Origin of the sequence: Ensifer sp. SL37 (assembly GCF_026672675.1) — a bacterium.
GTDB classification, from domain to species: Bacteria; Pseudomonadota; Alphaproteobacteria; order Rhizobiales; family Rhizobiaceae; genus Ensifer; species Ensifer adhaerens.
Genome location: NZ_JAPPRN010000006.1, coordinates 149088 through 163724 on the forward strand (window position 1 = coordinate 149088; position 14637 = coordinate 163724).

A 14637-nucleotide genomic window follows, 5' to 3' on the forward strand; every position below is an offset into this window, starting at 1 on the left:
CGAAATGCCCGTCATCAGCCGCCGCACCTTCCTCCAAGGCTCCGCTGCTCTCGGAGGCGCCTTCGCGCTCGGCGCCGGCATGGCGGCGCGCGCCGGCGCCGCACCCGATCCGCAGATCCTGATGGCACAGCTTGCCGAAGCCCAGATCGCCAAGGATGGGCTTACGCCCAAGGTCATGACCTACGGCTTGGGTGAGGCTCCAAGCAGCGGCATGCCGCCCGTCTTGCGCATGCGCAAGGGCGAGCCCTATGCGGCCCGCCTCTTCAACCGGCTGGACGAGCCGACGACGGTACATTGGCACGGACTGCGCATTGCCAACGCCATGGATGGCGTGCCGGAACTGACGCAGCCCTATGTCTATCCGGGCGACCGTTTCGACTATGTGTTCACCCCGCCGGATGCCGGCACCTTCTGGTATCATCCACATTGCAACACGCTGACCCAGATGGGTGCCGGCCTGACCGGCATGATCGTCGTCGAAAACCCGGACGATCCGACGTTCGATGCCGAGATCGTGCTCAACCTGCGCGATTGGCGGCTCGGCACCGGCGGCGCGTTCATCGACGCATTCAAGCCGCGGGATGCGGCCCGCGGCGGCACTTACGGCACGGTGCGCACCGCCAACTGGCAGCAGGAGCCTACTTACGATGCACCGGCCGGCGGCCTGGTGCGCGTACGCATCGCCGCAACCGACGTCACCCGCATCTATACGATCGGCCTTGAGGGCGCTGAGGCGATGGTCATCGCGCTCGACGGCAATCCGGTCGACAAGCCCTTTGCACTTGATCGCTACGATTTTGGGCCCGGCCAGCGCGTCGATCTTGTCGTGCGCATGCCCGACGGCGAGGGTCAGACGGTTGCGCTCGGCAACCTGCGTGGATCGCATCCCTGGACGATCGCGCGCTTCCGGTCAGCCGGAGCGTCGCTCAAGCGCGATCTTCGGGATGTCAGCCCCCTGCCTGCCAACCCGATCGCGGAAGCCGACCTCTCCACCGCCACCCGCGTGCCGCTCGAACTGACGGCGACGGCCGAGCACAAGGCGACGCCTTCGATCTGCGGTTCGCTTGGCTACACCTTCTGGGCGATCAACAAGGTTCCGTGGCCGGGCGACACGCCCGATCCGATCGCGCCGATCGAGGAGATGAAGCTCGGCAAGAGCTATGTGCTGGAGGTCGCCAACCGGACGCCGCATGCGCACCCGATCCATCTGCACGGCCTGAGCTTCCGCATTCTCAATTCCAACAAGCGGACTTTCCTGCCGCCGCCGACCGATACGATCCTGCTTTTGCCCGATGAACAGGCGGAAGTGGCGCTTGTGGCGGACAATCCGGGCGATTGGGTCGTGCATTGCCATATCATCGAGCACCAGAAGACCGGCATGACGGGTTATTTCAAAGTCGTCTGAGATTTCGATTGTGACAGATGCCGCGAAGAGTTACACGAAATTCCAAGCCGCATTTTCGCCACAGTGATTTAAATCTGATGATTGAAACAACAGCAGACCTTGAGGCCGCCTGCCAGCAGCTGGCCCTATCAAATTATATTACGATTGATACCGAATTTCTTCGCGAGACGACTTTCTGGCCGGAGCTTTGCCTGATCCAGATGGCGAGCCCGGACCTTGCCGTCATCGTCGACCCAATGGCGAAGGGCATCGATCTTGCGCCCTTCTTCGCGCTGATGGCAAACCCTGAGGTCATCAAGGTGTTCCATGCCGCGCGTCAGGACATCGAGATCATCTTCCATCTCGGAAACCTTATTCCGCATCCGATCTTCGATACGCAGGTCGCAGCGATGGTTTGCGGCTTTGGCGACAGCGTTTCCTATGACCAGCTGGTCAACCGCGTCACCGGCACGCAGATCGACAAGTCCTCGCGCTTTACCGACTGGAGCCGCCGTCCGCTGACCGAAAAGCAGCTCGACTATGCGCTGGCCGACGTGACGCATCTGCGCGACATCTACAAATACCTGGCGGCAGAACTCGAACGCGAAGGCCGTTCGCTCTGGCTGACCGAAGAGATGGCCATTCTCGAAGCCCGCGACACCTACGACCTGCATCCTGACGACGCCTGGCAGCGGCTGAAGATGCGGGTAAAGAAGCCGATTGAGCTCGCCGTGCTGAAGACGGTCGCCGCCTGGCGCGAGCGCGAGGCACGCGCCCGCAACGTGCCGCGCGGCCGCATCCTCAAGGATGACGCCATTTACGAGATCGCCCAGCAGCAGCCGAAGGATGCGGAAGCACTGGCACGGCTCCGGACCATCCCCAAGGGCTGGGAACGCTCCACCGCCGGAACGGCGGTCGTCGAGGCCGTCAACGAGGCGCTGGCGATCCCGAAGACCGATCTGCCGAAGCTTCCGCGCCAAAGCCATGCGCCGGAAGGTGCTGCGGCCGCTGGCGAAATGCTGAAGGTGCTTTTGAAGCTGATCGCCGAGAAGCAGGGTGTCGCCGCGAAGATCATCGCCAACAGCGAAGATCTCGACAAAATAGCTGCCGAGGGCGAGAAGGCGGATGTCGCCGCGCTCAAGGGCTGGCGGCGCGAACTCTTCGGCGAAACGGCACTGAAGCTGATCAACGGCGACGTTGCCCTGCGCTTCGTCGACAAGAAGATCGAAGCAGTGGAAATCAGCGCCGAGATCACGTCCGCGTCAGCTTGAAAAAGGGATTGGGCGGAGACAAGTTTCCGCCTGAATCCAGCTCTAGCGAAGGGCCGGGCGGAACAGAATCACCATCGTATCAAACGATGTGACGTGAGCCGGCGCCTTGGGCAACGCCGACCGACACGGATGCCGCCTCTTCCGGTACCGGAGCTTTCTGCATGCGTTGGCGCTTTTCGACTTTCGAAGGACTTCTCTTGCTGCTGGTCGTCGCAGGCGCCGGCGCGGTCTACGCATGGGTTTTCTACGGCAAGGGCGCCCTGATCGGCGCGACCTATGCGCTCTTCATGTGCCTGCCGATCATCGCCTTCGAGCGACGCATCATTTTCCGGCGCCTGCATCGACGGATCCACGCCTTTTCCACGCCGGTCTTTTTCGTCGCGTCGCTGGTGATCTACTTCGTGCTTCTCGACATCGGATATGCCGCCGCTGGCCTGCTCATGCAGTCGGGCGGCGTCATGGAGGACCATTGGATGGACGCGATGATGCCGTCCAAGACGGTCCTAATCTTCGCGCTTGGCGTATCAGGTTCGCTCGTCTTCATCCTCAGGGTTCGCGAACTCCTCGGGCGCGACGTCTTTTTGAGCCTGCTCACCGGCCGCTATCGCAGACCGGTCGAGGAGGAACGCGTCTTCCTCTTCATCGACCTGGCCGGCTCGACCGCCTATGCCGAGAAACACGGCGACCTGCGGATGCAGGAGTATCTCGGCAGGCTGTTTGCGACGATCGCCGACCCGGTCATGCGCTACCGCGGCTCGATCGACGATTATATCGGTGACGCCGCCGTCATTACCTGGCCTTTCGATCGCGCCACCAACAATGCGGCCTGCATTCATTGCGTCTTCGACATTCTGGAAATGATCGATGCGGATGCGCGCCGTTGGCAAAAGGAGTTCGGCGAGGTTCCGCGGCTGCGCGCGGCGCTTCATGGCGGCACCATCGTCGCGGCGGAAATCGGGCTCGACCGGCACAAGATCACCTATTTCGGCGATACGGTGAACACCACCGCCCGGCTCGAAGGTTTCTGCAAGACGCTCGGCCACCAGGTACTGATCTCCACCGATCTCGCCCGCAAGATGCGTCTGCCGCATTATGTGCGGGTCGAGGATCTCGGCGAGCACGCCGTCAGAGGACGCGGGCAGAAGCTTGGCGTTCTGTCGTTGCGCGCAGGCAGCGCGGCTCCTCAGCTGGCATCGACCGCGGCCGAGTGATCCCGGCCGGCGCGCAGGGCATTGATCGGCCGGATCGCGATCGCCGTCAGCCGTGCAGCTTGGCACCCTTGGTGATCTTGTCGACCAGCTTCTTGTCCGCATGAATGGCAATGCCGGCGACTGCCGCGTCGTCCGGCCTGGTCTCGGCGAAAACCGCACGGTTGGCGTGGTCGTGACCGGTGGCAAACATGCCGTCGACATAGATCGAAGCTTTGACCTCTCTTTCGATCGCGCGCCGTTGAATGTTGCCGAGCGTCTTCCCATCTGCGGCAAGGACGATGATCGGCTGGATGCTCAAGGCGTTGTAGACGTTGCCGGCGCCATCGCGATAATCTTCGCCGATGATCCCGGGCTTCTGTCCGGCGATCCCGGTGGCGAGGAAGGCGGTGACGTTGAGCTTCTGCCAGGTTGCCAGGTCCTCGCGCAAGACGATTGCAAATTTGGTATCGAACATGACGGCCATCTCCATTTCAGCCCGACAGGGCGTGCCGGAAGACGCATTATCGGACGGCGCTGCGATCGATCTTGAACGATTGTGCGGCGCGCCCGGCGACGGCATTCGGGTTGCGCCTGCCGTCGATGGCATCGAGCGCATCGAGGCGCGCCTGCATGGAAAATTTTTCGAGCCGCACCGCCACGACACCTATGCCATCGGCGTAACGCTCGGCGGCGTCCAGACGTTTCAGTATCGCGGCGAAAGCCGCTTCAGCAATCCTGGAAGCATCATCATCCTCCACCCGGACGAGATCCATGATGGCGGCGCGGGAACGGAGATCGGGCTGCGCTACCGGATGATGTATCTGCAGCCGGAACGGCTACTCGCAGCGCTTGATGAAACCGACCGCTCCCTGCCCTTCGTCGCAGCCCCTGTCGTAGGCGACGAGGCGCTGCGGCAGGCGGTCGGCGAAGCCGTCATGGATCTCGACAATGGCATCGACGAACTGGCGCTCGACGACATTCTCGTGCGGATCGCCGAGGGGCTCTACCGTCACGCCGGCACCAAGGACGCCAAGCCCGCAAAGGCCGACACGCGTGCCGTTCTACAGGCGAGCGAATTTCTTCGCGCCAATCTCGAACGGCCCGTCGCCTCGCAGGAACTTGAGGCGGTGAGCGGGCTCGATCGCTTCACGCTCGCCCGGCAATTCCGCCGGGTTCTCGGCACCAGCCCCCATCGCTACCTGCTGATGCGCCGGCTGGAGCGGGCACGGCAGATGATCGCCCGGGGCGAAAGCCTTGCCGGTGCTGCGCTCGAAACCGGCTTTGCCGACCAGGCGCATTTCACCCGTCATTTCAAGCGCGCCTACGGCCTGACGCCCGGCCGCTGGGCAAGCCTCGCCGTCGCCGGCTAATCCTGTCACCAAAGCTTCATCGGGTTGTAAAGCAAGCATCACCCAACCGTCATCATAGCCGCCTATCGGGTTGCGGACTGCAGCGCCGCGCGTCCTGGGACGCGCAAGGGTCGCTGCAGCACGTCGAATTTGCTGCACATCTGCCTCCTTGGATCTAGGGCGATCCAAGGAGACATGCAGAAGGCTCCAACCCAAGGTGAACCTCATGACGAAAAAGCTTCTCGCCACCGCGGCTCTTTCTCTTTTGATGACGATGGCCGCCTCGGCCGAGGAAAAGTCCTTTACCGCGACGCTGAAGGGCCACGCGATCCTGCCGGCCAACACGATCATCGCCGCCCCCTCGGACGCACCGGAATACCTCAAGACCTCCGGCAAGTTCACCACCGCGGACCGCAAGCGTGCCGAAGCGCTCGGCACCGTTCCGGGCAAGGACGGCGTTCGCCTGACCGGCCTGTCGCTGCCCTTCGACGGCCAGCCGATGCAGGGCTTTTCCGGCATCAAGGCGATGGAAGACGGCACCTTCTGGAGCCTCTCCGACAACGGTTTCGGCAGCAAGATGAACTCCAGCGACGCCATGCTGATGCTGCACCACGTGAAGATGGACTGGGACGCCGGCAAGGTCGAAGCACTGAAGACGTTGTTCCTGACCGACCCGGACAAGAAGGCCCCCGTTCCGATCGTCATGGAAGGCTCGGACAAGCGTTATCTCACCGGCGCCGACTTCGACGTCGAATCGATCCAGCCGGTTGCGGACGGCTTCTGGGTCGGTGAAGAGTTCGGCCCCTACATCCTCAAGTTCGATCTCGACGGCAAGTTGACCGATGTGATCGCGACCACGGTCGACGGCAAGCCGGTGCTTTCGCCCGACAATCCGACGCTGACGCTGCAGGGCGATCCCTCGAAGAAGACGCCCGCCTTCAACCTGAAGCGCTCCGGTGGCTATGAAGGCATGGCGCTTTCCAAGGACGGCAGCAAGCTTTACGGCCTGCTCGAAGGCCCGCTCTGGACCGACAGCGAAACGGTCGAGCAGGCCGATGGCCGCCCGGCGCTGCGCATCATCGAACTCGATGTTGCGAGCAAAGCCTGGACCGGCCGCAGCTGGCTCTATCCGCTGGCTGAAGGCGGCGAGGCGATCGGCGACTTCAACATGCTCGACGACAAGACCGCACTGGTGATCGAGCGCGACAATGGCGCCGGCACGGTGGACAAGGCCTGCGCCGATCCGAAGGGCCCGAAGCCGGACTGCTTCGCAACGGGCTCCAAGGTCAAGCGCATCTACAAGATCGCCTTTGACGACAGCAATGCCGGCAAGGCCGTGCGCAAGATCGGCTACATCGACCTCTTGAAGATCGCCGATCCGGACAACAAGAAGCGCCAGGGCGGCGGCGAAGGCTTCTACGACATGCCCTTCGTCACCATCGAGAACGTCGACCGCGTCGATGAGACCCACATCATCGTCGGCAACGACAACAACCTGCCGTTCTCGGCCGGTCGCGCGCTCGACAAGGCCGACGACAACGAGTTCGTGCTGCTCGAAGTCGGCGACTTCCTCAAGGCCGAATAATCAAAAGGGCGCGCGAACATCGGTTCGCGCGCCCTTCCCGTTTGACCGGTGACTTTTCGGCGTCAGCTTTCGAAGTGGAAAGCGAGACGCTTACCAGTGAGCTTTCCAAGCTGCTGCAGGCGTCCATCCAGGCGCTCGCCCTGGAATTCCGAATAGTCCGCAGGCACGACGATTTCGAGGTCCACGTCCGGCAGAGACGACTTGCGGAACGTCAGGTTCCGGGCAATCCCCGGCATCGATGCGGAGAAAAGATAGGCGACACGCAAGAGGCCTCCGAGCAGCTTTGCCAGTTCCAGCAGGCGCGGCGTGGTGATGCCGGCAAGTGCGTTCGTGGCGCCGTCGTCGTTGAGCCCCTCGAAGCGGTAATAATTGGAAAGCGCAATATAGGCGCGGCCGGCATGGGTAATGCCGGAGAAGGTCGAGTGGGCGATGATGTTCAGCGCCTGGAGACCGCGATAGTCGGGGTGCGCCCGCCAGCTGATATCCGCAAGCAGGCAGGCCGCCTGGCGATACCGGCCTTCCTCTTCCGTCTCCTCGATCCCGAAGAACGGCACCATGCGACCGGTCCAGTCAGCCAGTTCGCGGGCGTGCTCGGGCGAGCGGGCACGCAGGATGGCGATCTCGTTGGCCGCCGTCAGCAGCGGATCCTGAGCACGTTCCTCGTCCCTCAAGAGCGAGAAAAGATAACCTTCGCGAACGCCGAGCGCCGAGAAGGAAATCCGCTCCGGCTTCATGATCTCCAGCGCTTCCTGCATGGCGATCGCGCCGAAGGGCAGAAGGCTGCGGCGGCTCTTCGAGATCGTCGAATAGGCGGACGGCTTGATGTTCTTCGGCTCGATCACTTCCGGCAAAAGCGCCATCGCCTCGTCAAAGGAAATCTCGTAGCCCTGCATCATGTGCAGCGGATAGTCGCGGATCTCCATGTGCAGCTTGGCGATCGAACGCCAAGTGCCGCCGACCGCATAGAACGTCCGTCCCGTGCCGGTCTTCAGCACCGCCGAGTTCTTCATGAACTTGCGCACCCAGGTGCGCGCCTTGGTGAGTGAGCCGTTGCTGTGCTCGAACAAACGGATACCGCCGAGCGGGAGGGTGATGCCCTTGCCGATTTTCGTGCCGGAGACCTCGACGAGTTCCAGCGAGCCACCGCCAAGGTCGCCGACGACACCGTCGGGATCGTGATAGCCGCTGACGATGCCCATCGCGGAATAATAGGCCTCTTCCTCGCCGGTAAGGATGCGGACCTTGTGACCGAGGATCGCCTCCGCCTTCTCGATGAAGGCGGGGCCGTTGCTCGCTTCGCGTGCGGCGGCCGTCGCCAGCACATACATCGAGGTCGCACGCGCCTGCTTGGAGAGCGCGTGAAAGCGGTGCAGCGCTTTCAGCGCGCGCTCGACGCTGTCTTCATCCATGCGTCCGGTCGCATCGATGCCCTTGCCGAGACCGCACATCACCTTTTCGTTGAACAGCATGGCCGGCGAGCGGCTCAGGCCTTCATAGACGACAAGGCGGATGGAGTTCGAACCGATATCGATAACGGAAACCGGGCGGATGCCGGGCAGACGCCCCTGCGCTTCAGATTCGACCATGCAATTCCAGTTTATTTGTGCCAGCCGCTCTTCCAGCCGGCTATGAGCTTCGGTGCGCTGGACTTCAGGGCCTCGCCCCGGCCGGAGAGGCTGGGATTGGTCATGAAATAGTGCTGTGCGTTGAAAGGCTCGGCATCCTTGCCGACTTCCATCCGGCGAGAGGTGCCATCGGGAAGAATTTCGTAGCTCTGCTGGTTGTCGATGAGATTACCCAGCATGATCTGCGACAGAACCTGTTCGTGCACAGTCCGGTTGATGAGAGGCACGAGCGTCTCGACCCGCCGATCCAGATTGCGCGGCATCATATCCGCCGAGCCGATATAGACAAGGGCATTCTCCGATGGAAGCCCGTGACCGTTGCCGAAGCAGAATATGCGGGAATGTTCGAGGAATCGACCTACGATAGACTTGACACGGATATTGTCAGATAGCCCCGGGACCTGCGGGCGCAGGCAGCAGATGCCGCGCACCACCAGGTCGATTTCGACGCCGGCACGGCTCGCCTTATAAAGCGCGTCGATGATCTCCGGATCGACAAGCGAGTTCATCTTCATCCAGATCGCCGCCGGGCGCCCGGCCTTGGCATGCTCGATTTCTTCGTCGACGTGCCTGAGAATGCGCGGGCGCAGCGTGTGCGGCGAGACGGCCAGCTTCATGCCCGCCTCCGGCTCGCCGTAGCCGGTGATGAAGTTGAAGATGTTCGCCATGTCGTGGGCGATGACCGGGTTGCAGGTGAAGAACGACAGGTCGGTGTAGATCTTCGCGGTGACCGGGTGATAGTTGCCGGTGCCGAGATGGCAGTAGGTCCGAAGCTTGCCCTCTTCGCGCCGCACCACCATCGACATTTTGGCATGGGTCTTCAGTTCGATGAAGCCGAAGACGACCTGGACGCCGGCGCGTTCGAGGTCGCGCGCCCAGCGGATATTGGCTTCCTCGTCGAAGCGGGCCTTGAGCTCGACCAGCGCCGTCACGGACTTGCCGGCCTCGGCGGCGTCGATCAGGGCGCGCACGATCGGGCTGTCGTTCGACGTGCGGTAAAGCGTCTGCTTGATGGCGACGACTTCAGGATCGCGCGCCGCCTGCAACAGGAACTGCACGACCACGTCAAAGGACTCGTAGGGGTGATGCACCACCATGTCCTTCTCGCGGATCGCCGCCAGGCAGTCGCCGGCATGCTCGCGCACGCGCTCGGGGAAACGCGGATTGTACGGCTCGAAGCGCAGATCGTCGCGTGGAGCCTTGGTGATTTCGGACAAAGTGTTGAGTGCCAGCAGTCCCGGCAGGACGGCGATCCGGTTTTCCGGGACGCCCAGTTCCTGCACGACGAACTGGCGCAGCGACGCCGGCATTTCCGAATCGGTCTCGATGCGGATCACCGAACCGCGGCGACGGCGCTTCAGCGCGGTCTCGAAAAAGCGAACGAGGTCTTCCGCCTCTTCTTCCACCTCGATATCGCTGTCGCGAATGATGCGGAAGGTACCGGAGCCTTTGACCTCATAGCCCGGAAACAGCCGGTCGATGAACTGGCTGACCATGTCTTCGAGGGTGATATAGCGGATGACGTTCTTGACGTCGGGCAGCCGGATGAAGCGGTCGAGTGCCACCGGCAGACGCAGGAGCGCCGTCATTGGCTCGCGGCCGGTCTTGCTGACGAGCTGCAGGCCCATCGAAAAGCCGAGGTTCGGAATGAAGGGGAACGGATGCGCCGGGTCGATGGAGAGCGGTGTCAGCACTGGGAAGATCGACTGATCGAACTCGTTGGCAAGCCAGCTCCTGTCCTGCACCGAAAGCGAGGCCGGGCGAACGATCAGGATGTCTTCCTTGGCGAGATACTGCTGAAGCACGGCGAGCGAGGCCTGCTGCTCCATCTGCAGATTGTCGATTTCCTTCAGGATGTCTTCGAGCTGCTCGACCGGGGTCTTGCCGTCGGGCGAACGCATCGAGAGGCCCTGGCGCACCTGGCCTTCGAGGCCGGCGACGCGCACCATGAAGAACTCGTCGAGGTTGGCGGCAGAGATCGACAGAAAGCGAACACGCTCCAGCAGAGGATGCGCCGTGTTCAGCGTTTCCTCGAGCACGCGGCGATTGAACTGCAGCCAGGAAAATTCGCGGTTGATGAAGCGCTGCGGGCTCGTCAGCAGGTCGACGTCCTCCGCCGATGCCTGGTTTTCGTTCACCGCAGATAGCGCGTTATCCATGCTTTTCAGATCCCATTGCTCCGGCTGCACCGGCTATCTCAGTTTGACGACGGTTCTGTGACAGTCAATCGGACCGACGCTGATTTCCCAGTTCTTCGAGAACTTCGGAAGCGAGCGCGCGTGAAAGCTTCGTGCCGCGGGCCAGCGCCAGATGGTCGATGCGCTCGACGATCGTCTGCGCTGCCTCCAGCGAGCGCTCCATGCGCTGGACGATGTAGCCCACCAGCCGCTCGTCGACGAAAAGCTGGCGATCGGCAAAGAGCTTGATCAGCACCTGCGTCAGCAATTCGTCGTCCGGCTCACCGATCTCGACCACGGTCGCCGCCTTCAGGCGCGAGCGCAGGTCCGGCAGCGTCACCGGCCAGGACATCGGCCAGAGCCGCGTCGTCATCAGCAGGCTGGTGCCGTGCTGGCGCACATTGTTGATGACGTGGAACAGCGTCGTGTCGTCGAAGCCGCTGCGGTCGGCATCCTCGAAGAGAACAGGTCGTTCGGCCGCGATCAACGCGGCATCGGAGCCGGCGAGCGGGTGGATCACTTCCGCTCCTGCCCGCTCCTTCCAGATGCTGGCGAGATGCGATTTTCCCGAGCCGATCGGGCCGGCGATGATGACCACGGGCGCCGGCCAGTCCGGCCAGTGGTCGACGATGGCGATGGCCGCGCTCAGCCTGTCGGAGACGAGCAGGTCCTCACGACCCGTCGCCGGGTCGTGGCCGAAAGCCAGGGGGATTTGTTCGAATGGGCGTTTTGTCATGCTGTACTCGGGACAATCGTCGGAAATCAGGCGGCCTTGTCGCTCTTCGCCTTCTTTTCCACGGCCTTGCCGTGCCCGTGATAGAGGTCGCTATCAAGGTAGCGCTGGATGCCGAAGCGGACAAGCACGCCGATGGCGGCTGCTGCGGGCACCGCGACCAGAAGACCGACGAAGCCGAACAGTGCACCGAAGGCAAGCAGCGCAAACATCAGCCAGACCGGATGCAGGCCGACGCTTTTGCCCACCAGCTTGGGCTGGAGGATATTGCCCTCCATGAACTGGCCGCTGAAGAAGACGGCAAGCACGAGGCCGATCCACAGATAGTCCGGCCAGAACTGGACCAGTGCGACGCCAACGGCGAGCACCAGGCCGACCATGGATCCGACATAGGGAATGAAACTGATCATGCCGGCGAAGAGACCGATCAGCAGACCGAAATTGAGACCGACCAGCGACAGGCCGATCCCGTAATAAAGACCAAGGATGAGGCAGAGCGAGCCCTGCCCGCGCACAAATCCGGCGATCGTCGCGTTCATGTCGCGGGCGATCTGGCGCACATCCGAGACGTAGTCGCGCGGAACCCAGCTATCGACCTTCTCGACCATCCGGTCCCAATCGAGCAGGATATAGAAGGCGACGACAGGGGTGACGACCAGCAGCGAGATGACGTCGAGCAACGCCACGCCGGAGTTCCAGATCTGCTGGAAGAGCGTGCCGACGAAGGCCGCACCCTGTTCGAGCAGTTTGCCGGAGCTTTGCTTCAGCGAGGGCATCTGGCTCGCGAGCCAATCGGGAATCAGCCGCGTCTGCGCTTCGTTGACGAGCACCTGCAGCTTGGCGGCATAGCCGGGGATGTTCGCAATGAAATCGGCCGCCTGGCTGACGACGACAGGAATGATGACCATGAGGGCCAGCACGAAGACGACGACGAAGCCGATCAGGATCACGACCGTCGCCATCAACCGGCTCAAGCCGAACCGCTCCAGGCGGTCGGCGACCGGGTCGAGGAAATAGGCAAGCGCCATGCCGGCCAGGAACGGCAGCAGGATCGAGCTGAAAACCATGAGGAAGGCAATGAAGGCGGCAAGCACCAGTAGCCAGAAAATGACCTGGCGCTGCAATCCGGAACCGCTGACCTTGATATTCATGACACTCCTCGTGAGGCGCCGCTCGCCACTGTTGCGTATCACAACCCTGTCAAGGAGATAGGGGGCGGTGCGCGTAACGGTCAAGTCCGACCGGTGCAGTCATCCAGTTTATAGCCAAGCTGACTGGCTTGCGCCGTGGGATATGGGCAAAATGGTGAAAAAACGCCGCCAAGGCCTGCTCTCGGCTTGCACTCCCTTGCCTGCCGTGCCAATCGCATCCGCAAAATACCTGTCGCACGACGAGCCTTGGAGAACGAGCATGAGCCAGTCGGGAAAGAACGGTCTCACCTATAGCGACGCGGGCGTTGATATCGACGCCGGGAACCTGATGGTCGAGAAGATCAAGCCGCATGTGCGCTCGACCCGACGGCCCGGCGCCGACGGCGAAATCGGCGGCTTCGGCGGTCTCTTCGATCTCAAGGCCGCGGGCTTCACCGACCCGGTTCTGGTGGCCGCCAATGACGGCGTCGGCACCAAGCTGAAGATCGCCATCGACGCCAACAAGCACGACACCGTCGGCATCGACCTCGTCGCCATGTGCGTCAACGACCTCGTCGTCCAGGGCGCCGAACCGCTCTTCTTCCTCGACTATTTCGCGACCGGCAAGCTTGACCCGGACCAGGGTGCCGCGATCGTCGCCGGCATCGCTGCGGGCTGCCGCGAATCCGGTTGCGCGCTGATCGGCGGCGAGACCGCCGAAATGCCCGGCATGTATTCGGGCGGCGACTACGATCTCGCGGGCTTTGCCGTCGGCGCTGCCGAACGCGGTCAGTTGCTGCCGGCCGGTGACATCTCCGAAGGCGACGTCATCCTCGGCCTCGCCTCCTCCGGCGTGCATTCCAACGGCTATTCGCTGGTGCGCAAGATCGTCACGCTCTCGGGCCTTGCCTGGGATGCTCCTGCTCCGTTCGGCGAAGGTACGCTTGCCGATCTCCTGATGACGCCGACGCGCATCTATGTGAAGCCGCTCCTGAAGGCGATCCGCGAGACCGGTTCGATCAAGGCGCTCGCCCACATCACCGGCGGCGGTTTCCCTGAGAACATTCCACGCGTGCTGCCAAAGCACCTCGCTGCCGAGATCGACCTCGACGCGATCAAGGCGCCGAAGGTGTTCTCCTGGCTTGCCCAGACCGGCGGCGTTGCCGCCAATGAAATGCTGCGCACCTTCAACTGCGGCGTCGGCATGATCGCCGTCGTTCCGGCCGACAAGGCCGCAGAGGTTTCCGCCGTGCTCACCGGCGAAGGCGAAACCGTCTTTACGCTGGGCCGCATGGTCGCCCGCGACGAAGGTGCAGCCGGCACGATCTACAAGGGCAACCTGGCCCTATGACGACGGAAGTCTCGACGGGCAAGAAGCGGGTCGTCGTCTTCATCTCTGGTGGCGGCTCCAACATGCTGGCGCTCGCAAAGGCAACGGCCGAGCCGGATTTCCCGGCCGAGATCGTCGCCGTCATCGCCGACAAGGCGGATGCCGGCGGCCTCGCCAAAGCCGCGGCGCTTGGCATCCCCACGCGCGCTTTCCTGCGCAAGGACTTCGACAGCAAGGACGCCCACGAGGCGGCAATTCTTGCCGAGCTCGACCGGCTGTCACCAGACATTATCTGCCTCGCCGGCTATATGCGTCTGCTGTCGGCGACGTTCATCCAGCGCCACGAGGGACGCATCCTCAACATCCATCCGTCCTTGCTGCCGCTTTTCCCCGGCCTGCACACCCATCAGCGGGCTATCGACGCCGGCATGAAGGTCGCCGGTTGCACCGTGCACTTCGTCACCGAAGGCATGGACGAAGGCCCGATCCTGGCGCAGGCGGTGGTTCCGGTCGTGCCCGGAGACACGTCCGACAGCCTTGCTGCCCGAGTGCTGACCGTCGAGCACCGCACCTATCCGATGGCGCTTCGGCTGATGGCCGAGGGCAAGATACGCATGGAAGGCGGTCGCGCTGTGAGCAAGAGCCTTGGCGAGGCGACGGGTACGCTGATTTCGCCGGCTGCGTAATCACGCCGGGTTGCTTTGTCCCGACTACGGCGCATCACACGCGGTTAACGCCCCTCTGTCATGCCGGGCATCTCCCCCGCAAGGGGGGATATCAGCAGATGGCGACCGCTCGGCGGTCATTACCGGTTCGCCGGTGGCAACTCTATCTGGGGCAGAAGGATACCCCCATCGTCAACA

Annotated in this window: 12 protein-coding genes; 7 read left to right on the plus strand and 5 right to left on the minus strand. The window is 62.8% G+C overall.

Annotated features, from left to right (window positions below; all coding sequences use genetic code 11):
* The first annotated feature begins 4 nt into the window (after positions 1 to 4).
* The 3 genes from OVA00_RS12830 (at position 5) to OVA00_RS12840 (ending at position 3866) form a co-directional block, all read left to right on the plus strand.
* Positions 5 to 1405 (plus strand): multicopper oxidase family protein, encoded by a 1401-nt coding sequence (locus OVA00_RS12830; protein ID WP_060580902.1) that lies wholly within the window; start codon positions 5 to 7, stop codon positions 1403 to 1405.
* A gap of 77 nt (positions 1406 to 1482) precedes the next feature.
* Positions 1483 to 2655, plus strand: a complete 1173-nt coding sequence (gene rnd / locus OVA00_RS12835) for a ribonuclease D (protein WP_060522151.1) — start codon at positions 1483 to 1485, stop codon at positions 2653 to 2655.
* A 161-nt stretch (positions 2656 to 2816) separates the two neighbouring features.
* Positions 2817 to 3866 (plus strand): adenylate/guanylate cyclase domain-containing protein, encoded by a 1050-nt coding sequence (locus tag OVA00_RS12840; RefSeq protein WP_034803810.1) that lies wholly within the window; start codon positions 2817 to 2819, stop codon positions 3864 to 3866.
* Between the two features lie 46 nt (positions 3867 to 3912).
* Here OVA00_RS12840 and OVA00_RS12845 read toward each other — a convergent pair whose 3' ends face one another.
* Positions 3913 to 4320 (minus strand): DUF2000 family protein, encoded by a 408-nt coding sequence (locus OVA00_RS12845; RefSeq protein ID WP_060522237.1) that lies wholly within the window; start codon positions 4318 to 4320, stop codon positions 3913 to 3915.
* On the opposite strand from OVA00_RS12845, the gene OVA00_RS12850 reads away from it, so the two are divergent.
* Both OVA00_RS12850 and OVA00_RS12855 read left to right on the plus strand, forming a co-directional pair.
* The gene (locus OVA00_RS12850) at positions 4319 to 5215 is read left to right on the plus strand and encodes an AraC family transcriptional regulator (protein ID WP_268089087.1); all 897 of its coding nucleotides are present in this window, start codon (positions 4319 to 4321) and stop codon (positions 5213 to 5215) included. The genes OVA00_RS12845 and OVA00_RS12850 overlap by 2 nt on opposite strands.
* 205 nt (positions 5216 to 5420) lie before the next feature.
* Entirely contained in the window at positions 5421 to 6779 is a 1359-nt protein-coding gene (locus OVA00_RS12855) for an esterase-like activity of phytase family protein (RefSeq protein ID WP_268089088.1), read from the plus strand.
* Between the two features lie 62 nt (positions 6780 to 6841).
* Here the strand turns inward: OVA00_RS12855 and ppx are convergent, their stop codons facing one another.
* From ppx to OVA00_RS12875, 4 genes are all read right to left on the minus strand, one after another.
* Positions 6842 to 8365: an exopolyphosphatase gene (ppx, locus tag OVA00_RS12860; protein ID WP_034803818.1), complete on the minus strand. Its 1524-nt coding sequence runs from the start codon at positions 8363 to 8365 to the stop codon at positions 6842 to 6844.
* Between the two features lie 11 nt (positions 8366 to 8376).
* A complete protein-coding gene (locus OVA00_RS12865) occupies positions 8377 to 10563 on the minus strand; it encodes an RNA degradosome polyphosphate kinase (protein WP_034803821.1) in 2187 nt (728 codons plus the stop codon).
* Positions 10564 to 10627: 64 nt separating this feature from the next.
* Positions 10628 to 11317 carry a DnaA regulatory inactivator HdaA gene (hdaA, locus tag OVA00_RS12870; RefSeq protein WP_089043948.1) on the minus strand — a complete coding sequence of 230 codons (690 nt, stop codon included), beginning with the start codon at positions 11315 to 11317 and terminating at the stop codon, positions 10628 to 10630.
* Positions 11318 to 11343: 26 nt separating this feature from the next.
* Positions 11344 to 12465 (minus strand): AI-2E family transporter, encoded by a 1122-nt coding sequence (locus OVA00_RS12875; RefSeq protein WP_268089089.1) that lies wholly within the window; start codon positions 12463 to 12465, stop codon positions 11344 to 11346.
* A gap of 259 nt (positions 12466 to 12724) precedes the next feature.
* Here OVA00_RS12875 and purM point away from each other — a divergent pair, with 259 nt between their 5' ends.
* Entirely contained in the window at positions 12725 to 13795 is a 1071-nt protein-coding gene (gene purM / locus OVA00_RS12880) for a phosphoribosylformylglycinamidine cyclo-ligase (protein ID WP_034803829.1), read from the plus strand.
* Complete coding sequence (purN, locus tag OVA00_RS12885; protein WP_112975707.1) at positions 13792 to 14460, plus strand: phosphoribosylglycinamide formyltransferase; 669 nt, start codon at positions 13792 to 13794, stop codon at positions 14458 to 14460. Before purM ends, purN begins: the two co-directional genes overlap by 4 nt.
* Positions 14461 to 14637 lie beyond the last annotated feature (177 nt).

Bases quoted from the DNA above. Each gene is read 5' to 3' on its own strand.
- OVA00_RS12855 (WP_268089088.1), top strand. From the start codon at position 5,421: ATGACGAAAAAGCTTCTCGCCACCGCGGCTCTTTCTCTTTTGATGACG.
- purN (WP_112975707.1), top strand. From the start codon at position 13,792: ATGACGACGGAAGTCTCGACGGGCAAGAAGCGGGTCGTCGTCTTCATC.
- OVA00_RS12840 (WP_034803810.1), top strand. From the start codon at position 2,817: ATGCGTTGGCGCTTTTCGACTTTCGAAGGACTTCTCTTGCTGCTGGTC.
- OVA00_RS12830 (WP_060580902.1), top strand. From the start codon at position 5: ATGCCCGTCATCAGCCGCCGCACCTTCCTCCAAGGCTCCGCTGCTCTC.
- purM (WP_034803829.1), top strand. From the start codon at position 12,725: ATGAGCCAGTCGGGAAAGAACGGTCTCACCTATAGCGACGCGGGCGTT.
- hdaA (WP_089043948.1), bottom strand. From the start codon at position 11,317: ATGACAAAACGCCCATTCGAACAAATCCCCCTGGCTTTCGGCCACGAC.
- ppx (WP_034803818.1), bottom strand. From the start codon at position 8,365: ATGGTCGAATCTGAAGCGCAGGGGCGTCTGCCCGGCATCCGCCCGGTT.
- OVA00_RS12845 (WP_060522237.1), bottom strand. From the start codon at position 4,320: ATGTTCGATACCAAATTTGCAATCGTCTTGCGCGAGGACCTGGCAACC.
- OVA00_RS12850 (WP_268089087.1), top strand. From the start codon at position 4,319: ATGACGGCCATCTCCATTTCAGCCCGACAGGGCGTGCCGGAAGACGCA.
- OVA00_RS12865 (WP_034803821.1), bottom strand. From the start codon at position 10,563: ATGGATAACGCGCTATCTGCGGTGAACGAAAACCAGGCATCGGCGGAG.
- rnd (WP_060522151.1), top strand. From the start codon at position 1,483: ATGATTGAAACAACAGCAGACCTTGAGGCCGCCTGCCAGCAGCTGGCC.
- OVA00_RS12875 (WP_268089089.1), bottom strand. From the start codon at position 12,465: ATGAATATCAAGGTCAGCGGTTCCGGATTGCAGCGCCAGGTCATTTTC.